This window comes from Aeoliella fuhlenseeensis (genome assembly GCF_052161615.1).
Taxonomy (GTDB): Bacteria; Planctomycetota; Planctomycetia; order Pirellulales; family Lacipirellulaceae; genus Aeoliella.
Genome location: NZ_CP197417.1, coordinates 3,736,531 through 3,758,175 on the forward strand (window position 1 = coordinate 3,736,531; position 21,645 = coordinate 3,758,175).

The window sequence follows — 21,645 nt, forward strand, 5'->3', positions numbered from 1 at the left end:
GGCATGCAGACCCCATCACGACAATTTGCCGGCGAAGTGGTTCGCACGCTACGCGAGCGGGGCTACATCGCCCTGTGGGCGGGTGGGTGCGTCCGCGATCAGTTGCTCGGCATCGAACCCAAGGACTACGACGTAGCGACGAGCGCCACGCCCGAAGAAGTCCGCACGGTGTTCGGTCGCCGCAGGACGATTCCTCTGGGGGCGTCGTTCGGTGTGATCACCGTGCTCGGTCCAAAGGAAGCCGGGCCGATCGAAGTCGCCACCTTCCGCAACGATGGCGGATACAGCGATGGTCGGCACCCCGATCAGATTCAGTTCTCCACCCCCCAGCACGACGCCCAGCGTCGCGACTTCACGATCAACGGTTTGTTTTACGATCCGGTGGCGGACGAGGTGCTCGACTTCGTCGGCGGCGAGGCGGATTTGGCGGCGGGCATCGTCCGGGCGATTGGCAATCCGCGGGCTCGCATTGCCGAAGACAAACTTCGCATGCTCCGCGCAGTACGATTCGCAGCGAGGTTCGATTTCGCGATCGACGCCGAAACACTGAAAGCCATTCGCGATCACTCCGCCGAGATCACCCAGGTGAGTGGCGAGCGAATCGGTGCCGAAATGCGCTCGATGCTCCAGCACCCTCATCGCAGCGAAGCGCTGACGCTGCTTCGCGAATGCGAGTTAGAGCCGCACGTGCTACCGGAGCTCACCGCGGCGACGGGAGATCTGTGGAGTCAACTGCATACAGTGCTTCGGCAGCTCGAGTCCCCGACGTTTCCGCTCGCGCTCGCGGCGATTTTGTCGCAGTTCGAACGCCATGTCTCCGTGGCTTCGATTCGCCAGCGGTGGAAGCTCGCGAACGCCGAGTCGGATCGCGCCGATTGGATCGTGAACCTTCTGCCAATCGTTCGTAGCGCTGTGACCATCCCTTGGCCCCAGTTGCAACGGGTGTTGATTCACGATGGTGCGGGCGAGATCGTCCAGCTCGTCGAGGCGATAGAGGGCGAAGACTCGCCTGCTGCAGTGCTGTGCCGCGAGAAACTCACTCTCGCCCCCGAACGGCTCAACCCTCCGCCGCTGATTACCGGCGAGGACTTGATCGCCGCCGGGATGAAGCCGGGGCCACAATTCGCCGAACTGCTCGAACAAGCACGAGACGCACAGCTCCTCGGCCAGATTGCGTCGAAGGACGAAGCCCTGGCGATGGTGCGCAGGTAGCCACTTGCCGAACGATGGCCGAGCGACAATGCTGGAGGGCACGTATCGCCACCCCATTTCAGGGCCTCGCCACATGTTCTTGCTCGCCGACTCCCCCGCCCCGGTCATCGACGCCGGTTGGGCTATCCTGCTCGTCTCCCGCGTCCTCCACACGGTGAGTGCCGCCATCCTGCTAGGTGGACTCGTCTATCTAAAGCATCTGGTCGCACCCCTCGCCGCAGGTGCTGCTGATCCTGGAGAGGCACTCTACCGAGGTCGTCGCACGAAGTGGGCGGTGCTCGTGATGGCCTCGACGTTGTTCCTGCTGCTCAGCGGATTCTTTAACCTCTGGAACTACATGGTGGGCTACGAGAAGTTGCCGTCTACGTACCACATGCTGTTCGGCATTAAGTTCCTGCTCGCCATGTTCGTGTTCTTCGTTGCAGCAGGCACCGCGGGCAAGTCGCCCATGGCCGTCAAAATGCAGCTAGACATTAAACGATGGTTGAACCTCGCCGTCGGTGCCGCACTGCTGGTGTTTGCCCTGGGAGCCGTCATGCGAACCTTTGAGAAGGTTCCTCGCGACTTCAACGCCCCCGCAGATCCGGCCGTTGTCGCCGAAGAGGTGACGGAAGAGACCACCGAAGTCGTCCCCGCTGAGAGCGCAGAATAGAACCATGGACAAGAAAGCCAAAAAGCGTATCGACGTGCTCCGCAAGAAGCTGACGCAACTGCAGCAGCAACTCGCCGGTGCCAAGCAACAGATGGACGATCCCGACGAAGTGCGGCAGTACGAGAGCCAGATTGCGGCCGCGCAGGCAGAGATCGACAAGCTGAAGGACAGCTAGTCGATCGCTGCACTGGATTTCGGGCTCGGAGAGCCCTCCTACAGTCTCTAGGAAGTTACGCGGCTTCGCGTTCTAGCGCTTCGTCGAGCGCGGGCGTGTAAACTGCCGGCTCGTCGACGCCGTCGCCATTCCAGTCGCCTGAAATCGGACGGTCGCCGGCCTTGCCCATTTCGAACACGCGATCCAGCGCATCGATCTCGCGGTTGCCGTTGGAGTCGAGCGTCCACTTGCCATCGGAGAACACAGCGAGGTCGTCGGTGCCATCGCCGTTCCAGTCACCCACGACCGCGGTGCCATCGATACCTAAGTCGATGGTCGCGTCGACGTCCGTGAACTGGCCATCGCCGTCCATGTCGAGGTACCAAACGCCGCCGCGGAACACGCCAATCGTGGCAATGCCGTCGCCGTTCCAGTCGCCCGTGATCGGTTGATCGCCGGCGGTACCGTAATGGAACACGTGGTCAATCAAGTCGCGGCGCGTCTGACCACGTTCGGTCCGCTGAAGCGTGCGATGCCCCAGCGTGGCCTCGTCGGTCTCAGGCGGCATGTTCTTCGCCTTGGGCGAAAGCGGACCTGGCGTATTCGCGGCGTCGGGCAAACCAGGTTCGTTCTCAATAGCCCAGGGGTCGCCGGCCCACACGGGCCCAAAGATGGCGATGTCGGTCTTGCCGTCGCCGTCCCAGTCGCCCGTGGTTGGCAGGTCGCCGCCGTTACCGAGCTCTGCCATGATGTCTCCTTCGTCCCATCGGCCGTTGCCGTTGAGATCAAGGTACCACTTGCCCTCGATAAACACGCCGATCTCGTCGGTGCCGTCGCCGTCCCAGTCGCCCACGACGGGAATGCCGCGCGGATGGCCGAAGATCGCCTCGGTGGTGCCGTCGTCACTGCCATAGGGATCGGTCTCGCCGAACACCCACACGGCATGCCCCAAATCGACATCCTGCCAGGCGGTGGCCGACATGTGCGTCGACGTGAGGTGCATGAGCCCCTCGGTCGCCGCCATCGACCGCGGATAGCCGGCATTTACCAAGCTCAAGTGCCAGGTGTAACCGTTCACGCCACTCGAACCACCGTACAGCAGCGGCTCGGGCTTCACCGGCGCGAGCAGCGGATACAACTGCTGCGCGAGAGCCTGGCCTGGATTCAGGAACACTGGAGGCTTTGGTGGCAGCGGATCCACAGGTGGAATGAAGATAAACGTCGTCTCGATTTCGCTGAAGTTGTTCTCCTGCGAATGTTGGCCGGCGGTCAGTGCAATGCGGAAGATAATGTCGTTGCCGTACTGCTCGCGCATCTGCTGAATCGCAGACTGCTGGGCGGGGTTGCCCTGCGACGCCGTGTCGGAAGGCGAACCAACGGGGTTCACCACCAAACCACCCAGCGTGCCTTCGGTATCGATACCGTCGATCAATCCGGCGGGATGAACCTGCACCACTGCGTAGGTGCCCGCGGGCAAACCGGCGAATTCGTAGTAACCATTCGCATCGGTGACGATTCGAATCGGGCCCGACCCGTAATAGCCAGCCAGCGCTTCGCTGCCCATGATCGGATCGCCCGACACGCCGTGCCGAAGCTCAAGCGTTATGCCGGCTAAGTAGCGATCGTCTGAAGTCCGCGTGCCGTCACGAATCGTCCAAACGTCGTCCGGCAAACCGCCGGCTGCAAAGATCGGCGGGCCGTCGACGAACACGTAGCCCGACAGTTTTGCTGGGGGCTTCTCGCAGAAGTTATAGTCGACGAAGTGCTGATCGGAGCCAACGTTGATATTGCCCAAGAGGTCCTGCGCCAGCTTGGTACCGCCGCCCGAGCCAATGTTATTGCCACCCTGGAAGTACCCTTCCGGCTGGTGCTCGAACACGGTGTAGTTGCCAGGACGCAGATTCTCGAACACGTAGTCGCCGTTCGAGTCGGTGTAGGTCGTGGCGATCACGTTGCCCTGCTGGTCCCGCAGCTCGATCTTCACGCCTGCCAGACGTGGCTCGTTCTCGTCGGCGATGCAGTCGCCGTCGTAGTCGGCATGAACATGACCACGAATGCTTCCAGGCTTGAGCTCGCCGAAGTTGTATTCAACGGCTTCTTGCCCGAAGTTGATCATGATCTCGCTAATCATGTCGCCGGGAGGCGAAGGCTGCGACACACCACCCAGGTTGCCCGGCGTGTCTTTGCCGTCGATCCATCCCTCGGGATGAACTTCCATGACGGTGTACTTGCCGGCTTCGAGGTCGGTGAACTCGTAGTAGCCGTCGGGATCCGTCACCGCGCGACGACCGGTATCGTTGCCGTTGGCGTCAAGCAGTTTGAGCGTGACTTGGCCAATGCCCTCTTCCGGACCGCGGTCGAAGATGCCGTCGTTCGAACGGTCGTGGTACACCCAGCCGCTCAACTTGACGCCTATCTTCTCGCAGAAGTCGTACTGCACGCCGTGCACGTCCGAGCCAATCACGATCTGGCTAATCGAGTCGGTGCCGGTCTTCTCGCCACCTTCGCTACCAACGCGACGGCCACCATTGTAGTAGCCCTCGGGTTGATGCTCATAAACTTCGTACACGCCTGGCGCGAGGTCGACGAACTGGTACTCGCCACTCGCGTTGGTGAACGTGGTTGCAATGACCTGTCCTTGATCGTCGAGCAGATCGATCTTCACTCCCGCCAGCACAATGTGTGGGTCGTCAAAATGGCAATCGGCATCGCGCGACGCCGACACACGGCCCGCGATCGACCCGGCGAGCAACTCGCCAAAGTTGTACTCCTGAGCAATGTCGCCAAAGGCCAGCATGGCGCCCGTGATACGATCCACGCGGCCGGCGGATTCGCTCGCCGCCACGCCGCCATGCGTACCGGGCGTGTCTTTGCCGTCGAGCCATCCCTCCGGATGGTACTCGCGGACGCCGTACTTGCCGGGGGCGAGATTCGTGAACTCGTAATAGCCAACCTTCCCCGCCACCGTCGACGTGACCGTCGTGATACCGGTGGGCTGTCCGTTTTCGTCGAGCAGTTCCATCACGACGCCACCGATGCCCTCTTCGCCGCCCCGGTCGAAGATGCCATCGTTCGAACGGTCGTGATACACCCAGCCCGAGAGCGACGGGCCAACGTGCTCGCAGAAGAAGTAATCCACCGCGTCGACGCCCGAGCCGAGCAGGATCTCGGAGAACAAGCTATAGGTGTCGCCAATGTCCGACTTTTCACCGCCGGCCGAACCCACACGCTCGCCACCGTCGTAGTACTCGGTCGGTTGGTGCTCGCGGATTTGGTACTCGCCTGGCGTGAGCCCCTCGAACTTATAACGTCCGAGTGCGTCGGTGAACGTCGTCGCCAGGACATTGCCGCTGGCGTCGAGCAAGTCGATGCGAACGCCCTCCAGCAAGATTTCCGGATCGTCGAACTTGCAGTCCGCCGTGGTCGACGCCGAGACGCGACCGGCGATCGAACCCACTAGTAGTTCGCCAAAGTTATATTCGACACCGTCATCGCCGTAAGCCAGCGTTGCACCGGTGATCCGGTCGACGCGACCCGCCGCTTCGCTTGCCGCGGTACCACCGTGGCTTCCGGGCGTGTCCTTGCCGTCGAGCCACCCGGTCGGCTGCAATTCGCGAACGCCGTACTTACCCGCGTGCAAGTTGCGGAACTCGTAGTAACCGACTTTGCCCGGCTCCGTCGATGTCACCGTGGTGATGCCAGTCGGGTTGCCGTTCTCGTCGAGCAGCTCGAGCGTCACGCCGCCGATGCCTTCTTCGCTTCCGCGATCGAACACGCCATCGTTCGAGCGGTCGTGATAAACCCAGCCTGAGAGAGTCGCGAGCGGAACTTGGGCCGCGTGGGCCACGGCTCCGGCGGTGCGGTCGGTGTAGTCCTGCAGATCGGAGTAACGATCGTCTGGCAGATCGAGCGTTTGACCGGTGGCCGATTGCGCAGCGGTCCGACGAGCGTCGAACTCGTCCCAATAGAGACCTTGCAGCGTGATGTCGACGTAGCCCACCGCCGAGAACTCGCCGGTCATGATACTGCGCTCGAACTCCGCGCCTTCGACCACCGAGTTGACGCTGTCGCCATCAACATCGCGGTACTGCATTTCGTCGGCGTCGACGGAGAACTTCAGCGTTTCGCCGGCATCGAAGCCTGAGAACGTAAAGATGATTTGCGAGCCACCATCGACGACCGAGATGCTATCGATCACAAAGCCATCGGCTTCGAGGATTTCAAGACCAACCGCCTTGAACGCCCCGAGTCCACCGTTAGCAATGTCGAAGAACAGGTCGCCATCCGTGAGGCCATCGCCCCGCTTGTCGCCATCGATCACCAGACGGTTCAGGGTCGTTCCATCGGCACCACCGACGAAGGTGACCTCGATGATGTCGCCCTGGCTGTCGTCGCCGGTGGCTTCCTCGAAGTAGACGCTGCCAAGCAGAATCTCGGGGGCGACGTCCGCCGCCATCATCTGCCGTGGCTCGAGCGCTTCGAGCTGGCCGCGAAACTTACGCGACCGCCGTCCGCGACTCGAACGAGCCACCGTAGCGGTTGGCGGAGTGCTGGGGCCAAACAGGCGTTGAAGTAGTCCCATGAGTTGCCTCCTTGCAAGCAGGTTTGCCCCTGCGCGATGTGCGGTAATTGGAGCGCCAAGTTCCGTCCGGCGCGCGGTGGTTTAACGAGTGGCTGCGGCAGGCAGCGTGGCGGTCTTGTTAGCAGCCGAGTTGCCGAGTGTCCAAATGCGAATCGTCGTGTCGAAGCTTCCGCTCGCCAGCACTTCGCCCGAAGCGTCGCACGCCAGCGAGCTAACCGTACCGGTATGGCCTTCGAGCAGCCGAACAAGCGAAGGCCCATCGACGCGCCAGATCTGCACGCGGTTGTCGGTGCCACCCACGGCGATCTCCTCTGCGTTCAAGTAGCGAAGACTAAATACCTTGGCCGGCCGCACGTACATCTCCTGCGTGTTCGAGCCATCGGCAACGCTCCACAACTTCACCGATCGCCCATCGCCACCGGTCGCCACGGTCTGCCCGTCGCTGGCGAACGTGACAGCGCGCAACCGACGCTCATCGGCTTTAATCTCGTGCAGCAACTGAGCCGAGGCCGTATTCCACATCCGAAGCGTTCCGTCCGCGCTCCCGACTGCCAGCACCGACCCATCCGGCGAGAACGCCAAGCAGGTGTAGTCCTGGCGCGGGCAATCTAGCTGCATCGACAAGTGCCCGCCAGACAGATTGAAGATCGACGGGGCACAGCCGAAGCCAGCCGCCGCGAATTGGAGGCCGTTTGGATGAAACGCAACGGTGCGAAGAGCATTGCCCGTGTGGCTGGTGGTCGATAGCTGTTCGCCAGTCGCGGCATTCCACGTGGTGCAGCAGCAGTCGGCTGCCGCCGCTACCAGCGTCGACCCGTCCGAGCTGATGCTCAAACCGCGCACCCAATCGTGATGAGCCGCTAGCTGATGGCGAAGTTCCCCCGTTGCAGGGTCGAACACGCGGATCCGATGATCGTCGCCCGCCGCAGCAAGCTGCTTGCCATCGGCGCTCATGACCACGGCGGTCACTGCCGCGGTGTGCCTTTGCGGATTCTCGTCGGTGCATTCGGGGTCACCGAACGACAACACTTGGCAAGGCGGAGCAGCGGTGGTGTCGGCCGTAGCCGCATTCGCCGCCAGCATCAAAGCAGTCGCTAGCGTTGCCGCCAAGTACGAACGATATCGATAGCCGAAAGTGGCATCCATGCACACTCGCTCCTCAGTTTCGGGGGAGCCGCCAAGGCAGCGGCGATGTGGGCGATGGCCACGGCACCCTTCTTAAATTTCGACCGGAAGCCGAAGGAAGAGAGCACGAGACAATCCCTCCTCTCCGTTATCGGCAGCACCCGTCCTTACCTTGCAGTGAAAACCGGCAAACTTTACCAGCCAGCTAGCAATGCGAGCAACGTGCCGAACAACCTCCCACAAGGCGAGCCGGAAGCGTGAGCGCCGGAGGGAAGGATAATCGGGTGGCACGGGCTTTCGGCCGATTCACGCCGAGCCATCTCACGAACTCCCCACGGCCCCTTGTCCGGGTGCGCAGCACAAGAGGTCGCAGAGTGCTATTTGTCTCACGCAAAGCCGCCAAGACGCAAAGAACGTCAACAATCATGCACCGCTAAGCACAGCCAATCTTCATTGGCGAAGATTAGCGCCGATTAGTGTTCCCCCTTTTTCTTCTTCGCGTCTTCGCGTCTTTGCGTCTTTGCGCCTTTGCGTGAGAAACTTTTCCGAGTGGGGCGTTCGCCTTAATTCCCTCCGGGCGATTACGCTCACCGGCTCGCCCAAGCCTCCCACTTTCAGCACGGCGAAACTATTTCCCACAAAATGTCCACGCGTACACATCATATATTGACAGACGAGTGTACATCTGCTATATTACAACCCGTTCGTCGTACGCGAAAGCGCACGGGGAGAGACAGTTGTGCTTCGAAACAGCGGACCACCTTCGTCGAGGGGACCCAATCGATACGTATCGAGATGGGGTGGTTTGGCCGATCAGCACCTTGGACCTGTGTTGAGGGTTTATGACAGGCTGTCTCGAACTGCGCGCCCGTGGGGCGAGGTGCAACCAACGATACCTGCCGGCAAACACGACCACCGGTTAACCTATCCAAGTTTTATCTCGCCCAACCGCCCGACGGGATCCCGTCACTTTTTTTTAAAGAGCTGTATGCTATTGGCCGTAGGCCGTATCAAGCTCCGCGCCGATACGGCAATTCACGCCCTAGTCAACCTTTTCAATCATCCCTCTGTGTCATTTCGACAGGAGCTCCGCGACCGAGAAATCTCGCCTCAAGTAGATCACGCAGCGACACTTCAAGAATCACAAACTAGTGACTTCAAGAAGTGACCACGTGTCTCTATTCGGCAACGCAGATTCCTCCGTCGTGTTGCTCCGTTCGGAATGACACGCAGAGATCCCAGCAAATCAGGGCTGCGCCCTGGCCTATCAAAGCGCGCTCCTTCGGAGCTAACCGCTTGGCGTCTTTGCGCCTTGGCGTGAGAAAAGAACCAACCTATGCCCCGCGATCAGAACGGCGACATAGAGAGGTCCAAAAAGATCAACACGCCAAGCGCCGTATCGGCGCGGAGCTTGATACGGCCTACGCGTGCGACAAAAAAGAGCGTCTTCGAATCAGGCGTCGGCAGCAAGCTGTTGTTAGCTAGGATCTGGCTCGGCGGCCGGTTCGGCCGCGGGGGTTTCCGTGGTAGCCGCATCGTCGTCTGCAGGCTCTTCGGTCAACTCTGCAGTTTCCGGTTCGCCGGCGGGCTCGGTGCCTGAGTCGGCGGCCTCTCCCTCGGCGGGGGCCGCTTGCCCCTTCGCTTCCTGATGGATGCGAATCTCTTCCTCGAATTTCATCTCGGAATCAAAATTCTCAATCACTTCCCACAACACGAAGTCCTCGGGAATCGTCTCGCCGAGCGACCGCAGCACCGTGCGATAGTCGACGATGAACACCAGGATGTCGTCACCGGTGACTCCGTCGGTATCGAGCAGCGCGGGGTACTGGTCGACCAGTTCCCGCCATTTGGCGAAGCCCTGCTCATAGAGCTCTTTGGCTTCCTCGGCGGCTTGTCGGTCTTGGAAAGCCTTCTTCGCTTCGAACATCTTCCGGCGAGCCTCGACGGCCGTGTCGGTTTGTTCGAACTCTGCCCGCAGCGCCCAGTAGTCGAAGTTGGCGTCCGACTTGTAACGCTCGGTGAAGATCAAATTGGTCCGCTCGTCGGCGAGCTGACGAGCGAGAATACCGGCCTGCTTGCGGAGTTCGGGATTGTCTTTGGCAATTCGGTCGATGAACTCGGCGTCGGTCACTTCGATGGCCATCTCCGCTTGCGAAGCCAAGTTGTACTCAGCTTCGTTACGCTCTGCCATCGGCTTGTCGAGGGCAGCACGCTGCTCGTCGGACAACTTCGCCCGCTTCTCCTCGACCATCTGCTCGCGAACCCCAGGGCCGAGACCTTCGAGATCGGCTTCCAGCTTCTTGACGATTTCGGCCAACTCCGCCTCGTGACCCAGTCGCAATTTGCGGCCGGTCGAGTGCTCGATCACCATGTCGCCAAAGTCACGCCAATCGTCCGCGGCGACTTTCCACGCGGCCTGGGCTTTTTCGAAGGCACCCTCTTCCTCGATTGCCTCGGCGTAGTTCATCTGCGACTTCGCCGGGCTCGAGTAGTAGATCTTGTCGCTCTTTTTGCCGATGCTTTTGCCGCGATTGATCGCGTTGATACCGTTGAGGTACTCCACCTTCGACACCCACCAGTTGTCGCGCTCGTCGCTGCCCGGAGGCACGTCTTCGCCGTGGAACTGGTCGTCTTTCTTGAACAGGTCGCGGTACTGAACGTACTCGTCGGCGCGTCCGATCTTCTGACCAATGAACCACCCGAGGTCCCACAGCAACTGCGGAATGTCGCGGTTCTCTTGGTTCTTCTTCACACCTTCCTTGAGAAACTCGATTCCTTCGCGGACGTAGTAGTAGCGATCGCGATAGTCGTCGAACTGCACCGAAACGTTGTAGCTCACGTTCCACGACTGGTACTTCCAGAACGTGATGAAGTTGGGCTGCAACAGCGCGAGCTGTTCGAGTGTGGCGGTCAGGTTGGTCCAGTCTTCCTTCTTCTTGTACTCTTCGGCCTGGCCCCACAGCAGATTCACGGCCACCCCACGCAGGCCAAGCGTGGCAAGCTTCATGGTTTCGCTCGCAGGGTCGATCTCGCCGAGGTTCGCTTGGCTCAGGCCATTCTCGACGCGCATCTTCGAAAGCTGGCCACCAAGTTCATCGGTGACCGTGGCGGGACGCGCGAGCCACGCAAGCGGGAACAATAGCGCAATGATGAGGCACAAGTAAATCATCTTGCGATAGAACGAACTTTGCTTGTTCATCGTGCCACCTCGCGGTTCCGCAGCAGGAAGTAACCGACCACCGCCAAACCAACTACGTAAGCCAGCCCGATGGTCAATTGCTGAGCCACCTGATCGGCGGGAATGTTAAATCCGTACGCCACGTAGCGGGCCGTGTTGAAATCGCCGAAGTCAGGGAGCACGCTAGCCAGTAGCTGCATTAAGCCTTGCAGTCCATCATCGACAAAGCGCATGAGCTTGACGGCGAATGTTTGCTCTTTGAAGTCGGTGATCAGGTTCATATGCGTAGGTATACGCACCAAAGCCTCGATTGGCCCACCACCTTCTTGCTCGCCCGTCGCGACACGCATCAGGAACTCGCGTTGGAATCCCAAGAGGATGAACGAAATCGTAAAGAGCATCGCAATGGGACCGCTCAGCACCGTACTACCAGTCACGGCGATCGCGATCACCAGGACCATCTGCACCCAAATGCTCAGGTAGGCTTTGATGAAGTTCCAGATTGGCGAGCCATCGCGAAGGTGGATGTAGCAATCGCCCTGGGCGAACCCGAAGTACTGGGCGCGGTCGAGACACTGCACCACCACTTCGAGATTGCCATCTTCGTCCACCAGATCTTCCAGCAGATCGATCGGCTGGTTGTTGGTGTCGGTGAGCTTGCGGGGGAAGTACTTGAGGTCGATCGTCGCGTCGTCGGCACCGAAGAACTCGGGCATGGTCTTCAGATCGCTGCCGGGACGTTTGAGCTGGATGATGCCCTGAATCGGCGTGTTGATATCCTGCTTCCACGTGCGGAAAACACGGACCACCAGCTCGATGGGCAAGTATTGTCCGTCCGTGCCCTCGTCGACCAGCATGTCCTCGTTAATGCCTTTGAACGTCCAAATCGCAGCGGCGGGGGTGCCCCCTTCGATGAAGCTGCGATAGCCCCATTCTTTACCAACGCTGACGCCGCGATCCACCAACACACCCTGGCGATCCAGGAACTTTAGCGTACCACCTAGCGGCACACGGGCCTTCATCATCTCGGTGGGGCCCGAAACAACGTAACGATCGCCCCGCTTCTCAACGTCATGCTCGTGGCCGAACTCGTAAAGCGCCACTACTTCGCCATCGGCGTTGGTTTCGAGCTTGTGCGAGTGACCATTGCTGATGCTCGTTCGCTCGGGAAGCGTCTCCTGAACGGCAATCGTGTGCGTGTGGTCGAGCGCCCGAGAAACGAACACGTAACTCGCCGCACCCATGATGGCGAGCAGCAGCGAACCAACGATCGTAAAACCGAGAATGCGTCCGAGGATGATTTCGCCCGAGTGGACTGGCTTGGTGACGATCGTATAGATGATCTTGCTCTTGAAGTCGTTCGGCAAGCTAAACACCGCGAGCAACAGCGCGATGAACAACCCCAGGAACGATGTCGCCGTGAGCACGAAGCTGAAGTAGAGCTTCGCCGGCTCGCGATCGGGTTTCAGGAACCAACCGGCGAATAACAGCAGCAACAGAAACACGACAACTGCCACCCAAACCCGCCGGCGCAAGGACTCTTGCATCGCCACCTTGGCGATGGCCCAAATGCGACGTGGCGACAGCGCGAAGAGCTCGCCAAATGCATTGGCGATCACGCGGTAGGCCTTCTCACCGGCCTTCACCGGTCCGTACAGCAGCGTTCCGACGATTAGCCCAATCACCAGGCTTATCACGGTGAGCGCGAGGGCCACCAGCAGGAAGTGCCACAACGATCCCCCCGGCCAGCTCAACAGCCAGTCCCAGTACGGCAGTAGCGGCTTTTCCTGAATCATGGAGTACGGCGACGAGGGTTAAGGGCGAACAAAGTAGTGGAAGACAGTGGAAGCGGCTTAGGCTTTCGATTTCGTGCCAGCCGAGGTGCCCGCCGGCGTCTCGCCCTCGCGAATCACACGCCGGCCCGGACGCGCTTCGCTGTCGCGGACGATGGAGAGGAACAAGTCTTCGAGCGTGGTCGTCGGGTTGTCCATCGACAACAGCTCGCCGTTGTGGCGGGCGATGACCTCGCGGATTTCATTCTGGCACTCGTTCGACAAACCTCGCGCGGAGACTTGGGTCACGTCCTCAACCTTCAACAGGTCGTCGACGCGGCCGAGTTCCTTGAGCTCGCCTTGGTGCAGAATGGCGATGCGATCGCACACGTCTTGCACGTCGGCCAGCAAGTGGCTGCACATCACCACGGTCTTGCCCTGGTCGCGGAGCTCGAGGATCCAGTCCTTCATCTCGCGGGTACCAATCGGGTCGAGACCGCTGGTCGGTTCGTCGAGCAGGATCAAATCGGGCTCGTTGATCAGCGACTGCGCCAAACCAATACGCCGCGTCATGCCCTTGGAGTACTCGCGGAGCTGACGCTTACGGGCACCTTCGAGCTTCACTTGCTTGATGAGTTTGTCGATTCGCTCACGACGCACGTCGGGCGGAATGTCGAACAGCCGGCCGTAGAAGTCGAGCGTCTCTTCGGCGTTGAGAAACTTGTAGAGGTACGACTCTTCGGGCAGGTAACCGATGCGTTCGTTCTTGGCGACGTCGGTCGCGGGCCGGCCTAGCACCAAGGCTTCGCCTTCGGTCGGGAACAGCAGCCCGAGCAATAGCTTGATCGTGGTGGTCTTACCCGAACCATTGGGCCCCAGGAGGCCGAAAATCTCACCTTGGTAAATCTCGAGGTCGAGCGACTTGAGCGCGCGTACCTTTTGCCGGCCCCAGAAATCGCGATACACCTTGGATAAGGCTCGCGCTTCGACCACTACGTTGTCCGCCATCCGAGATTCCTCGTGCTGGAGCTGCGCTGAACGGGCTGAGCTGAAAAAAGCTGAACTGAGTCGATATGAGTACGCACCACGCTAGCGGTCGGTTCGACGCCGCGCGAGCCGTACTCAGGGCACGAAAAAACACGTGCCGCAAAGGGCCCACTATAAATGCTAGCAGGCGGCCGAGCAACTGGCCAAACCGTTACTGGGCAACGGTTTAGACGAATCGAACGAGCGCATATTTCTTGCGACCGCTACGAAGTACCATGACCGTCTCGCTTGCCAGGTCCGCGTCGGTCACTTGGGCTGCCACGTCGGCCACTCGGCGGTTATTTACGTACGCCCCGCCCTGCTCAATGGTCCGCCGGGCTTCGCCCTTGCTCTTCGCGAGCGGCGTCGAGGCCAGGAGGTCGACCACTGGCATGCCGGCAGTGAGAGCCGCCCGCGGCAACTCGCAACTCGGCACATCGGCAAAGATCGACCCGAGTTCTTTGTCACTGAGGTCGCTGATCTCGGCGCCGAAGAAGATCTCCGTCGCCCGGTTCGCCGCTTTGAGCCCCTCGTCGCCATGGACCAGGTGCGTCAGGGCCTCGGCAAGCCTCTTTTGGCTCTCCCGTTTCTCAGGAGCCGTGGCACGCTGCGCGTCGAGGGCTTCGATTTCTTCACGCGGCAGTTCGGTGAGCACCCGCAAGCAGTTGCCCGCGTCGGCGTCGTCCACGTTCATCCAGTACTGGAAGAACTGGTAAGGGCTCGTTCGGTCCGGCGCCAACCATAGGGCGCCCGATTCGGTCTTGCCCATCTTGGTGCCGTCGGACTTCAGCAGCAGCGGAGCCGTCATACCCCGCACGTGCGCGGAGTGCATCCGCCGCGCAAGATCGATGCCGGCGGTGATGTTGCCCCACTGATCGCTGCCGCCGATTTGCAGTTCGCAGCCGTACTCGCGATTGAGATGCACAAAGTCAAACGCCTGGAGCAGCATGTAGCTGAACTCGGTGTAGCTGATGCCTGCGTCGTCGCGTTCGATGCGTCCCTTGATCGAATCCTTGGCGAGCATCACGTTCACCGGAAAGTTCTTGCCGACATCGCGCAGAAAGTCGATGTAACTGAACTTGCCAATCCAATCGAGATTGTTGACCAGCTTTGCCGCGTGCGGGCCATCGCCGAAATCGAGGAACTGCTGCATCTGCTCGCGAATCGCGGCGACGTTTGCTTCGAGGGCTTCGCGCGACTGAAGATTCCGCTCGGCACTCTTGCCGCTGGGGTCCCCGATCATGCCGGTGGCTCCGCCCACCAACGCAATCGGCTTGTGGCCGGCCTTTTGAAACCGCCGCAGCATCAGCAGTGGCAGCAAATGCCCCACGTGCAGGCTCTCGGCCGTCGGATCAAAGCCGGCGTAGACGGTGCGCGGCTCAGCGGCGAGCCAGGCACCGAGGTTCTCGTCGTCCGTCGTTTGGTGGACCAGATTCCGCCACCGCAGGTCATCAAGCAGGTTCATTCGTCGTTTATAAAAGGTGAGTATTCGGGTGCGTTAACGCCACATGTCGTCGCCCGCGAACGGATTCACGAATCCATCGGGCTTCTTCGGCGCGGCAGTTTTCAGGATGAGTTCGGCCAGCTTGATATCGCGGCGCGTCGTGATCTTGATATTGAGCGGCGAATCCTCCACCAGCGCCACCGCGTGGCCCAGTCGTTCGACGAGTTGCGCGTCGTCGGTAGCCGGCTCCGAACCGCGTTTTGCATAAGCCTGTTCGATTAAGTCGCGGCGAAACACTTGAGGTGTCTGCGCGGCCCACAGCGCTTCGCGCGGAACGGTTTCGGCGATCATGGGCGGTTTCGCTTTGGTGGCCCGTTTCAGCGTTGCCGAGATCTGTGACGCCAGAATGGCGGCGCCCGACTTCACGGCTTCGGCGAACACGGCGTCGATCGATTTCTCTTCGACGCAGGGACGCGCAGCATCGTGAATCGCAACGTACTCCGCGTCAGCCGAGAGCTTTGCGAGCCCCGCGGCTACGGAATCGGTCCGCTCGTTGCCACCAATCGCCACGTCGATGCCCATGAAGGCCAGATTCGCGCCGAACTTGGCGTAAAACGCTTCGCGATCTTCTTCAGCAAGCACGAGGATGGTCTGGCAAACGTCGGGGCGAGTGGAGAACCGGTCGACGGTGTGCAGCCACACCGCTCGGTCGGCCAGCGGCGCGAACGGCTTCTTGTAGTTTTGGTCGCCAAATCGCAGACTGCGACCGGCTGCGGGCAAAATCACGGCGTACTTCGTCATGCATGCCAGCCTAGCGTGCCCGAAGCGAAGCGGCAATGTCGTCCAGCACTAGCCGCAGGCCACGCGCCGTGATGTCGGCCGGGGACGAGGGAACGGCGGGCTGGCGATCAAGCACCTGCGAGGGGTCCACCGGCACATGGATAAAAGCAACTTGCGTGGCGAGCTTTAGCTGGGCCACTAAGTGCTGAGATAGGTAGAGCGTGGCGTTGCAGACGTAGGTCCCGGCGTGGTGCGACACCTCGGCGGGAATGCCATCGTCGCGAAGCAATTTCGCCCAGCGCCCCAAAGGCAGCGGGCTGGAATACGCCGCCGGACCTTTGGGAACCAGCGACCATGCCTCCTCTGGACGCTTTCCACGCTCGCACGCCCAGTTGATCCCAACGGTTTCGAACTTCACGCAGCTAGCTCGCGGAGCTTGCCCGATATGCAGCGCGTAATCGACTTCGCTGGTGAGATCCTGCTCCAGCCGAGCCGCCACGTCGGCGAAACTCACGGGATAGAGCCGTGTCGTCAGCTCCAGCCCATAGTCGCTCGGCAGTTCGCGCGTGAGTTCCTGAAGCGCAAGCCAACTGGCATTCGTAGGCCAATCGTCGTAGGGACCCAGCGCGGTAAGCAGAACTCGCGGCATCGATTGACCTTCGTAACGGGGAGAAATCGTGCCGCCAGCCTAACCTCGTAATCCGTGAATTGCCAGCATCAAATCGTAGCCGGACTCGCAAGAGTTCGGGGGTTCGCTCTGCTGCAGCCTGAACTCTTGCGAGTCCAGCTACGGAAGTAGTTATTCGAACTGCCGATTCGTCGCGGCTTCGCCGCGCTCCACCAATGCTTGGTCGATGGCCCCCATCTGGTCGGCGGTCAGTCGAACATCGAGCGCACGGGCGGACTCGCGAATCTGATCGGGACGCTTCGCACCGCAGAGTGCCGCCGTGATGCCGGGCTGGGCGATGGTCCAAGCCACCACCAGATCGGCAACTCCGCAGTCGGCCGACGCCGCAATCTCGCGGAGTCGATCGAGCAGGTCCTGATTGCGCTGCCATTCCTCGCCCTGATACATGGGGTACTTGAGCCGCGAGTCCGCGGGATCGAATTGGTGATCGCGAGGCAGCTTGCCGGCCAAGAGGCCCTTCATCAGTACCCAGTAGACCATCGCTGCCACGCCATTTTCTCGGCACCAAGGAAGCGTTTTTTGCTCGATGCCTCGCTGTAGCATGTTGTAGGGCAACTGCACGGCCGCCAGCGGGCAAACGGCGTGAAACGCCTGAGTCTCTTCGAGCGACGCGTTGCACAGCCCCGCTGAGCGAACCTTGCCCGACTCCACCAGCTCGCGAATCGCCCCGGCTGATTCTTCGATCGGGACCGTCTTGTCGGGCGAGTGCAAGTAGTAGAGCTCGACGCGATCGGTGCCGAGTCGACGGAGGCTCTCCTCGCATTCGCGGCGGAGCGTCTCGGGGCGGGCGTCGTTGGCCATCGCGTCGCCCTCGAAGTGAATCCCCCCTTTGGTTGCGATCACCAGCTCATCGCGGCGGCCTTGGATTGCTTGGCGAATGAGTGTCTCGCTCTCGCCGTTCGCCCCGTAAACGTACGCCGTATCCAAATGATTGATGCCGAGTTCAAAGCACGCCTCGATCGTGGCGATACTGTCCGCTTCGTTGGCGTCGAGCGTCGTGACGCCCGCGATCGGCCAGCAGCCGAGCGCGACCGGTGCAATCTCGAAGCCGGTGGTGCCAAGTGGTCGAAGTTCGTGCGGTGAGGCCATATCAAGTTCCTCCGGCAGTGGGCGGTCGGCGGGGCGTGTACTGGCAGCAATCGACGGGGCAGACATCGTGGCTGGGTCCGAAGTCACCGAGTGCCACACGCTCGCTCCCGGGCGTTGTGCGCTCCATCACGAGTTCTCGAATCATGGTAACGAAGCGTGGATGCGTTCCCACGGTCGGTACCCGCACGAGTCGAACACCAAGTTCGTCGCTCAACTGCTGCACTTCGGTGTCGAGATCGAACAGCACTTCCATGTGATCCGAAATAAAGCCAATGGGCACGACGACCACGGCGTCGACCCCGCCCTCGTTGTGCAACTGGCGCACCACGTCGTTCACATCGGGCTCGAGCCACGGCTGCGTTGGTGGACCGCTTCGGCTTTGGTAAACGAGCTGCCAATCGGCGAACCCGACTCGTTCGGCGACTAACTTCGATGCCTCGCGAAGCTGCCGCTCGTACTTGCAGCCCTCCGCCATCCCCAGCGGAATGCTGTGGGCCGTGAACAATAGCTTAGTCCGATCACGCTCGTTATCTGGAATGCCTGTAATCGCCTGCTGCGTGAGCTCGACCATGGGTTCAATGAAGCCCGGATGGTTGAAGAACACCCGCAGCTTGTCGATTTGCGGAGCACTTTCACCCACTTCGTCCTGCGCCCGGGCGATGTCCTCGCGGTACTGCCGGCAACCGCTGTAGGAACTGAAGGCACTGGTGAAGAACGCCAGCGCCCGCTTCACGCCATCCTCTTTCATCTTCTGGAGCGTGTCGGCCAACAACGGATGCCAGTTGCGATTCCCCCAGTAGATCGGAAGGTCTACGCCGTTCGCTGCGAAGTCCTGTTCGACCGCCGCAATGAGCTGGCGGTTCTGCTCGTTAATGGGGCTCACGCCGCCGAAGTGCTGGTAGTGCTCGGCAACTTCGAGCATCCGCTCACGAGGCACGTTCTTTCCACGGAGCACGTTTTCGAGGAACGGCATCACCTCGTCGGGGCCTTCCGGACCACCGAAGGAAACTACCAGCAGGGCGTCGTAATTGGAGAGCATGGAAAGCAGTTCGGCCGAGACAAATCGAACTTGAGAGCACGCCTGCACTCTAGCCGTTTGACACCCTGGCGGCCAGGCGCGCAAAATTCGGCCCGCGCAAACAAAAACGGGCGTGCTCTTTAAGAGCACGCCCGTTTCAAAACTGACCCCGACGGGGTTCGAACCCGTGTTGCCGGCGTGAAAGGCCGGAGTCCTAGGCCACTAGACGACGGGGCCGCAATGATGCAGCAGGTACCGACTTGGGACGCAGGGGAGAACACCAAGGTTCACTGCGAAGCCGGATGTCGCAACGGTGCGATAAAGCGATCGTTTGCGACAGCACCCTGGTATAGAAAGCCAACCGCGAATCGTCAACCCAACCTTGGATTCACACGCGGCAAAGGCAATAGAAACCTGATAAAATACGTGGAAAACGACAACCCAAACGCTGAAACTTCAGCAAGGCTGGTCAGTTGTTCGAAGCCGGAATTACTCCGTGGCCGCCGAATCACCAGCCGCAGCGTGGTCGCCCGCCTCTTGGTTACGGCGAATGGCCTCGTAAACTTCGTTGCGATGCACCGGCACTTCCTTGGGCGCTTCCACGCCAAGGCGGACCTTATCGCCACGAATTTCCACCACGACGATCGTAATATCGTCGTTGATGACAATACTCTCGTTCTTCTTCCGCGAGAGCACTAACATGGTTTGATTCCTTCAACTTGGTGGCCGGGGTTGGCGGAATGGGCCACCTGTCCGACACTCGTGTCACAACATGCCGCGGGAGCGCACAGGCACCCCCTTGACGGCAGATTTCCTACCTCCACTCTACGAGCCAATTAGCGAGAGTCAAGCAGAAGGCGCGGCTTTGGCGTGCATTTTGCAGGCTATTTTTAGCGATTCGACCGGTTCTCCGCACTCACAGCCCCTTGTATGCGGCTTTCCGAACCAGCGTGCCGAGCCTGGAAATTCCGTGCGCCGCGAAAATTTTACCCTCAACACCCGTGCTAGTCGCACCCAAACCCGCCTGGGGCTGTCGCCACTACCGCTAGCTTCGCTATAATCCGGCCCGAAAGGAAGCTCGCGGGCGACTCATGGTTTCTAGCGTAAAAAAGCACTGGCCCTGGCTGGGGAATATCGTCGAAGCGGTCACCACCGTGGCCCAGGGAATGTGGGTAACCGCCGGGGTCTGGCTGAAGACCTACCGACCGGAACGCAAGGCCTTCACCGAGCTGTTCGAGTACCCCGAACTCCCGGTGCCCGTCGCCGCCCGCTACCGCGGATTTCATCGGTTTGACCTGACAACCTGCATCGCGTGCGATCAGTGCGCCAAGTACTGCCCTGTCGACTGCATCTACATCGGCAAAGAGCGCGTCGAAGGTGGCAAAGGCTTCAAGGTCACCGGGTTCACCATCGACTACAGCAAGTGCATGTTCTGCGCGCTGTGCGTCGAGCCGTGCCCCGTCGATTGCATCTTCATGGGCGCGACGCACGACCTCAGCTGCTACACGCGTGATGGGTGCTTGGTCGATTTTTCGCGACTGCCGCTCGACATCGCGTGGGGACGCGCAACAATCAATCCGACGGCCGTCTATCAATCGAAGAACATCACCGAGCCGGTTCACGGTGGACCCAACCAAATAACGCAGGGCTAGTCCCAGCGAGAAGCGTACGACCATGGCTACCCCCACTTCCATCGTGGCTTACTTGGCACTCTTCGTGCTGGTGGGAGCGGCGTTTCTATTCGCTAACTTGGTGATTGGCTACCTACTCCGCCCCAGCAAGCCATCGACCGAGAAGCTCGAAATCTACGAGTGCGGGGAGCCCACCATTGGGTCGGGCTTCGTGCAGTTCGATCTTCGGTTTTACGTTGTGGCACTGCTGTTCATTATTTTTGAAGTCGAAGTCGCGTTCTTCTTTCCGTGGGCCACGGTGTTTGGCAAAGCCACGGAACTGACCGCCACCAGCGCGCCGATCGTTGCGGCGGACGAGGGCGATTACGACGCACCGGCCAATCAGCTTTCACGATTTACCCACCACAAGCTGCGCGAGTTCGGCGTCACGAGCCCCACGTCTCCCAATCTGTCGGACGCTCGGGCCGCAGAGCTAGGTATTAGCTCCAATCCGCGGCAACGAACTACTGTCGCAACCCGGGAAATGGCCCGTGACTTGGCGTGGATGTCGCTGGCCGATATCGGAGTGTTCTTCGCGGTGCTGCTGGTCGGCTTCGCGTACGTGTGGAAACGAGGCGACCTTGATTGGGTTCGCGCCACCACCCAGCCGAAGACCTCCGCGATTCCAGCCGAAACCACGGTTGTCCGCCGCACCGCTTAACGCCGTAATACGATGAACTTCCAAGAACTTCACCATCATCTTGAGCAAAAGTTCGACGGCGCAATCACGCGCGCCGAATCCGACGCAATCGATCCGTGGATCGAAGTTGCCCCGGAACGCTGGTTCGAGGTCGCCAAGGTCCTGCGAAATGATCCTCAGCTGGCGTTCGACTACCTGAACTGCATTTCCGGCATCGACTTCTGCGAACCTGACGCCAAGAAAGCGGCGAAAGTCTCGTGGCAGCCGCATGTCGAAGTTGTCTATCACTTGTCGAGCCTCACGCGTCGCCACCGCTTGGTGGTGAAGCTACTGGTACCTCGCTGGAAGGACGACCAACCGGGCGAGCTGCCTCAGGTGCCAAGCGTGACGAGCCTCTGGAGCACTGCGAACTGGCACGAGCGCGAGGTGTACGACCTCGTCGGTGTCGAGTTCTCAGGCCATCCCGACTTGCGCCGCATCCTCTGCCCCGAGGATTGGCTGGGGCATCCGCTTCGCAAAGACTATCAAATGCCACTCGAATACCACGGCATCCGCGGCCGCTGAGCTTCCGACTCCTGCTTACTGCCGACCGCCCACTGCCCCCTAGTTTCTGCC

Annotated in this window: 17 protein-coding genes and 1 tRNA gene; 6 read left to right on the plus strand and 12 right to left on the minus strand. The window is 60.6% G+C overall.

Translation table 11 applies throughout. From position 1 onward, the window contains the following. Positions 1-3: 3 nt before the first annotated feature. From SH292x_RS14725 to SH292x_RS14735, 3 genes are all read left to right on the plus strand, one after another. Positions 4-1,212 (plus strand): CCA tRNA nucleotidyltransferase, encoded by a 1,209-nt coding sequence (locus SH292x_RS14725; RefSeq protein ID WP_442481771.1) that lies wholly within the window; start codon positions 4-6, stop codon positions 1,210-1,212. A gap of 73 nt (positions 1,213-1,285) precedes the next feature. Then, entirely contained in the window at positions 1,286-1,864 is a 579-nt protein-coding gene (locus SH292x_RS14730) for a hypothetical protein (RefSeq protein ID WP_442481772.1), read from the plus strand. A gap of 4 nt (positions 1,865-1,868) precedes the next feature. Beyond that, positions 1,869-2,039: a hypothetical protein gene (locus SH292x_RS14735; protein ID WP_442481773.1), complete on the plus strand. Its 171-nt coding sequence runs from the start codon at positions 1,869-1,871 to the stop codon at positions 2,037-2,039. 55 nt (positions 2,040-2,094) lie between these two features. Here SH292x_RS14735 and SH292x_RS14740 read toward each other — a convergent pair whose 3' ends face one another. From SH292x_RS14740 to csrA, 12 genes are all read right to left on the minus strand, one after another. After that, positions 2,095-6,600, minus strand: coding sequence for an SdrD B-like domain-containing protein (locus SH292x_RS14740; RefSeq protein WP_442481774.1), 4,506 nt, complete (start codon positions 6,598-6,600; stop codon positions 2,095-2,097). 81 nt (positions 6,601-6,681) lie between these two features. Further along, positions 6,682-7,746: a WD40 repeat domain-containing protein gene (locus SH292x_RS14745; RefSeq protein WP_442481775.1), complete on the minus strand. Its 1,065-nt coding sequence runs from the start codon at positions 7,744-7,746 to the stop codon at positions 6,682-6,684. A 1,456-nt stretch (positions 7,747-9,202) separates the two neighbouring features. Further along, positions 9,203-10,924, minus strand: coding sequence for a hypothetical protein (locus SH292x_RS14750; RefSeq protein ID WP_442481776.1), 1,722 nt, complete (start codon positions 10,922-10,924; stop codon positions 9,203-9,205). Beyond that, entirely contained in the window at positions 10,921-12,699 is a 1,779-nt protein-coding gene (locus SH292x_RS14755) for an ABC transporter permease (protein WP_442481777.1), read from the minus strand. The genes SH292x_RS14750 and SH292x_RS14755 overlap by 4 nt, the downstream gene beginning before the upstream one ends. A gap of 57 nt (positions 12,700-12,756) precedes the next feature. Then, on the minus strand, positions 12,757-13,683 hold the full coding sequence (locus SH292x_RS14760; protein WP_442481778.1) for an ABC transporter ATP-binding protein: 927 nt from the start codon (positions 13,681-13,683) through the stop codon (positions 12,757-12,759). Positions 13,684-13,888: 205 nt separating this feature from the next. Then, positions 13,889-15,166: a tyrosine--tRNA ligase gene (gene tyrS, locus SH292x_RS14765; RefSeq protein ID WP_442481779.1), complete on the minus strand. Its 1,278-nt coding sequence runs from the start codon at positions 15,164-15,166 to the stop codon at positions 13,889-13,891. 33 nt (positions 15,167-15,199) lie between these two features. After that, on the minus strand, positions 15,200-15,946 hold the full coding sequence (ispD, locus tag SH292x_RS14770) for a 2-C-methyl-D-erythritol 4-phosphate cytidylyltransferase (RefSeq protein WP_442481780.1): 747 nt from the start codon (positions 15,944-15,946) through the stop codon (positions 15,200-15,202). 10 nt (positions 15,947-15,956) lie between these two features. Beyond that, the gene (locus SH292x_RS14775; protein WP_442481781.1) at positions 15,957-16,574 is read right to left on the minus strand and encodes a pyroglutamyl-peptidase I family protein; all 618 of its coding nucleotides are present in this window, start codon (positions 16,572-16,574) and stop codon (positions 15,957-15,959) included. A 150-nt stretch (positions 16,575-16,724) separates the two neighbouring features. Continuing rightward, positions 16,725-17,702 carry an aldo/keto reductase gene (locus SH292x_RS14780; protein WP_442481782.1) on the minus strand — a complete coding sequence of 326 codons (978 nt, stop codon included), beginning with the start codon at positions 17,700-17,702 and terminating at the stop codon, positions 16,725-16,727. A 1-nt stretch (position 17,703) separates the two neighbouring features. Next, a complete protein-coding gene (locus SH292x_RS14785) occupies positions 17,704-18,741 on the minus strand; it encodes a ferrochelatase (protein WP_442481783.1) in 1,038 nt (345 codons plus the stop codon). Positions 18,742-18,884: 143 nt separating this feature from the next. Continuing rightward, a tRNA-Glu gene (locus tag SH292x_RS14790) sits at positions 18,885-18,957 on the minus strand. 252 nt (positions 18,958-19,209) lie between these two features. Beyond that, positions 19,210-19,422, minus strand: a complete 213-nt coding sequence (gene csrA, locus SH292x_RS14795; RefSeq protein WP_442481784.1) for a carbon storage regulator CsrA — start codon at positions 19,420-19,422, stop codon at positions 19,210-19,212. 389 nt (positions 19,423-19,811) lie between these two features. On the opposite strand from csrA, the gene SH292x_RS14800 reads away from it, so the two are divergent. The 3 genes from SH292x_RS14800 to SH292x_RS14810 are packed head-to-tail and all read left to right on the plus strand — an operon-like array spanning position 19,812 to position 21,594. Beyond that, on the plus strand, positions 19,812-20,372 hold the full coding sequence (locus SH292x_RS14800; RefSeq protein ID WP_442481785.1) for a 4Fe-4S binding protein: 561 nt from the start codon (positions 19,812-19,814) through the stop codon (positions 20,370-20,372). A 22-nt stretch (positions 20,373-20,394) separates the two neighbouring features. Beyond that, positions 20,395-21,051, plus strand: coding sequence for an NADH-quinone oxidoreductase subunit A (locus SH292x_RS14805; protein WP_442481786.1), 657 nt, complete (start codon positions 20,395-20,397; stop codon positions 21,049-21,051). 12 nt (positions 21,052-21,063) lie between these two features. Next, positions 21,064-21,594, plus strand: coding sequence for an NADH-quinone oxidoreductase subunit C (locus tag SH292x_RS14810; RefSeq protein WP_442481787.1), 531 nt, complete (start codon positions 21,064-21,066; stop codon positions 21,592-21,594). Positions 21,595-21,645 lie beyond the last annotated feature (51 nt).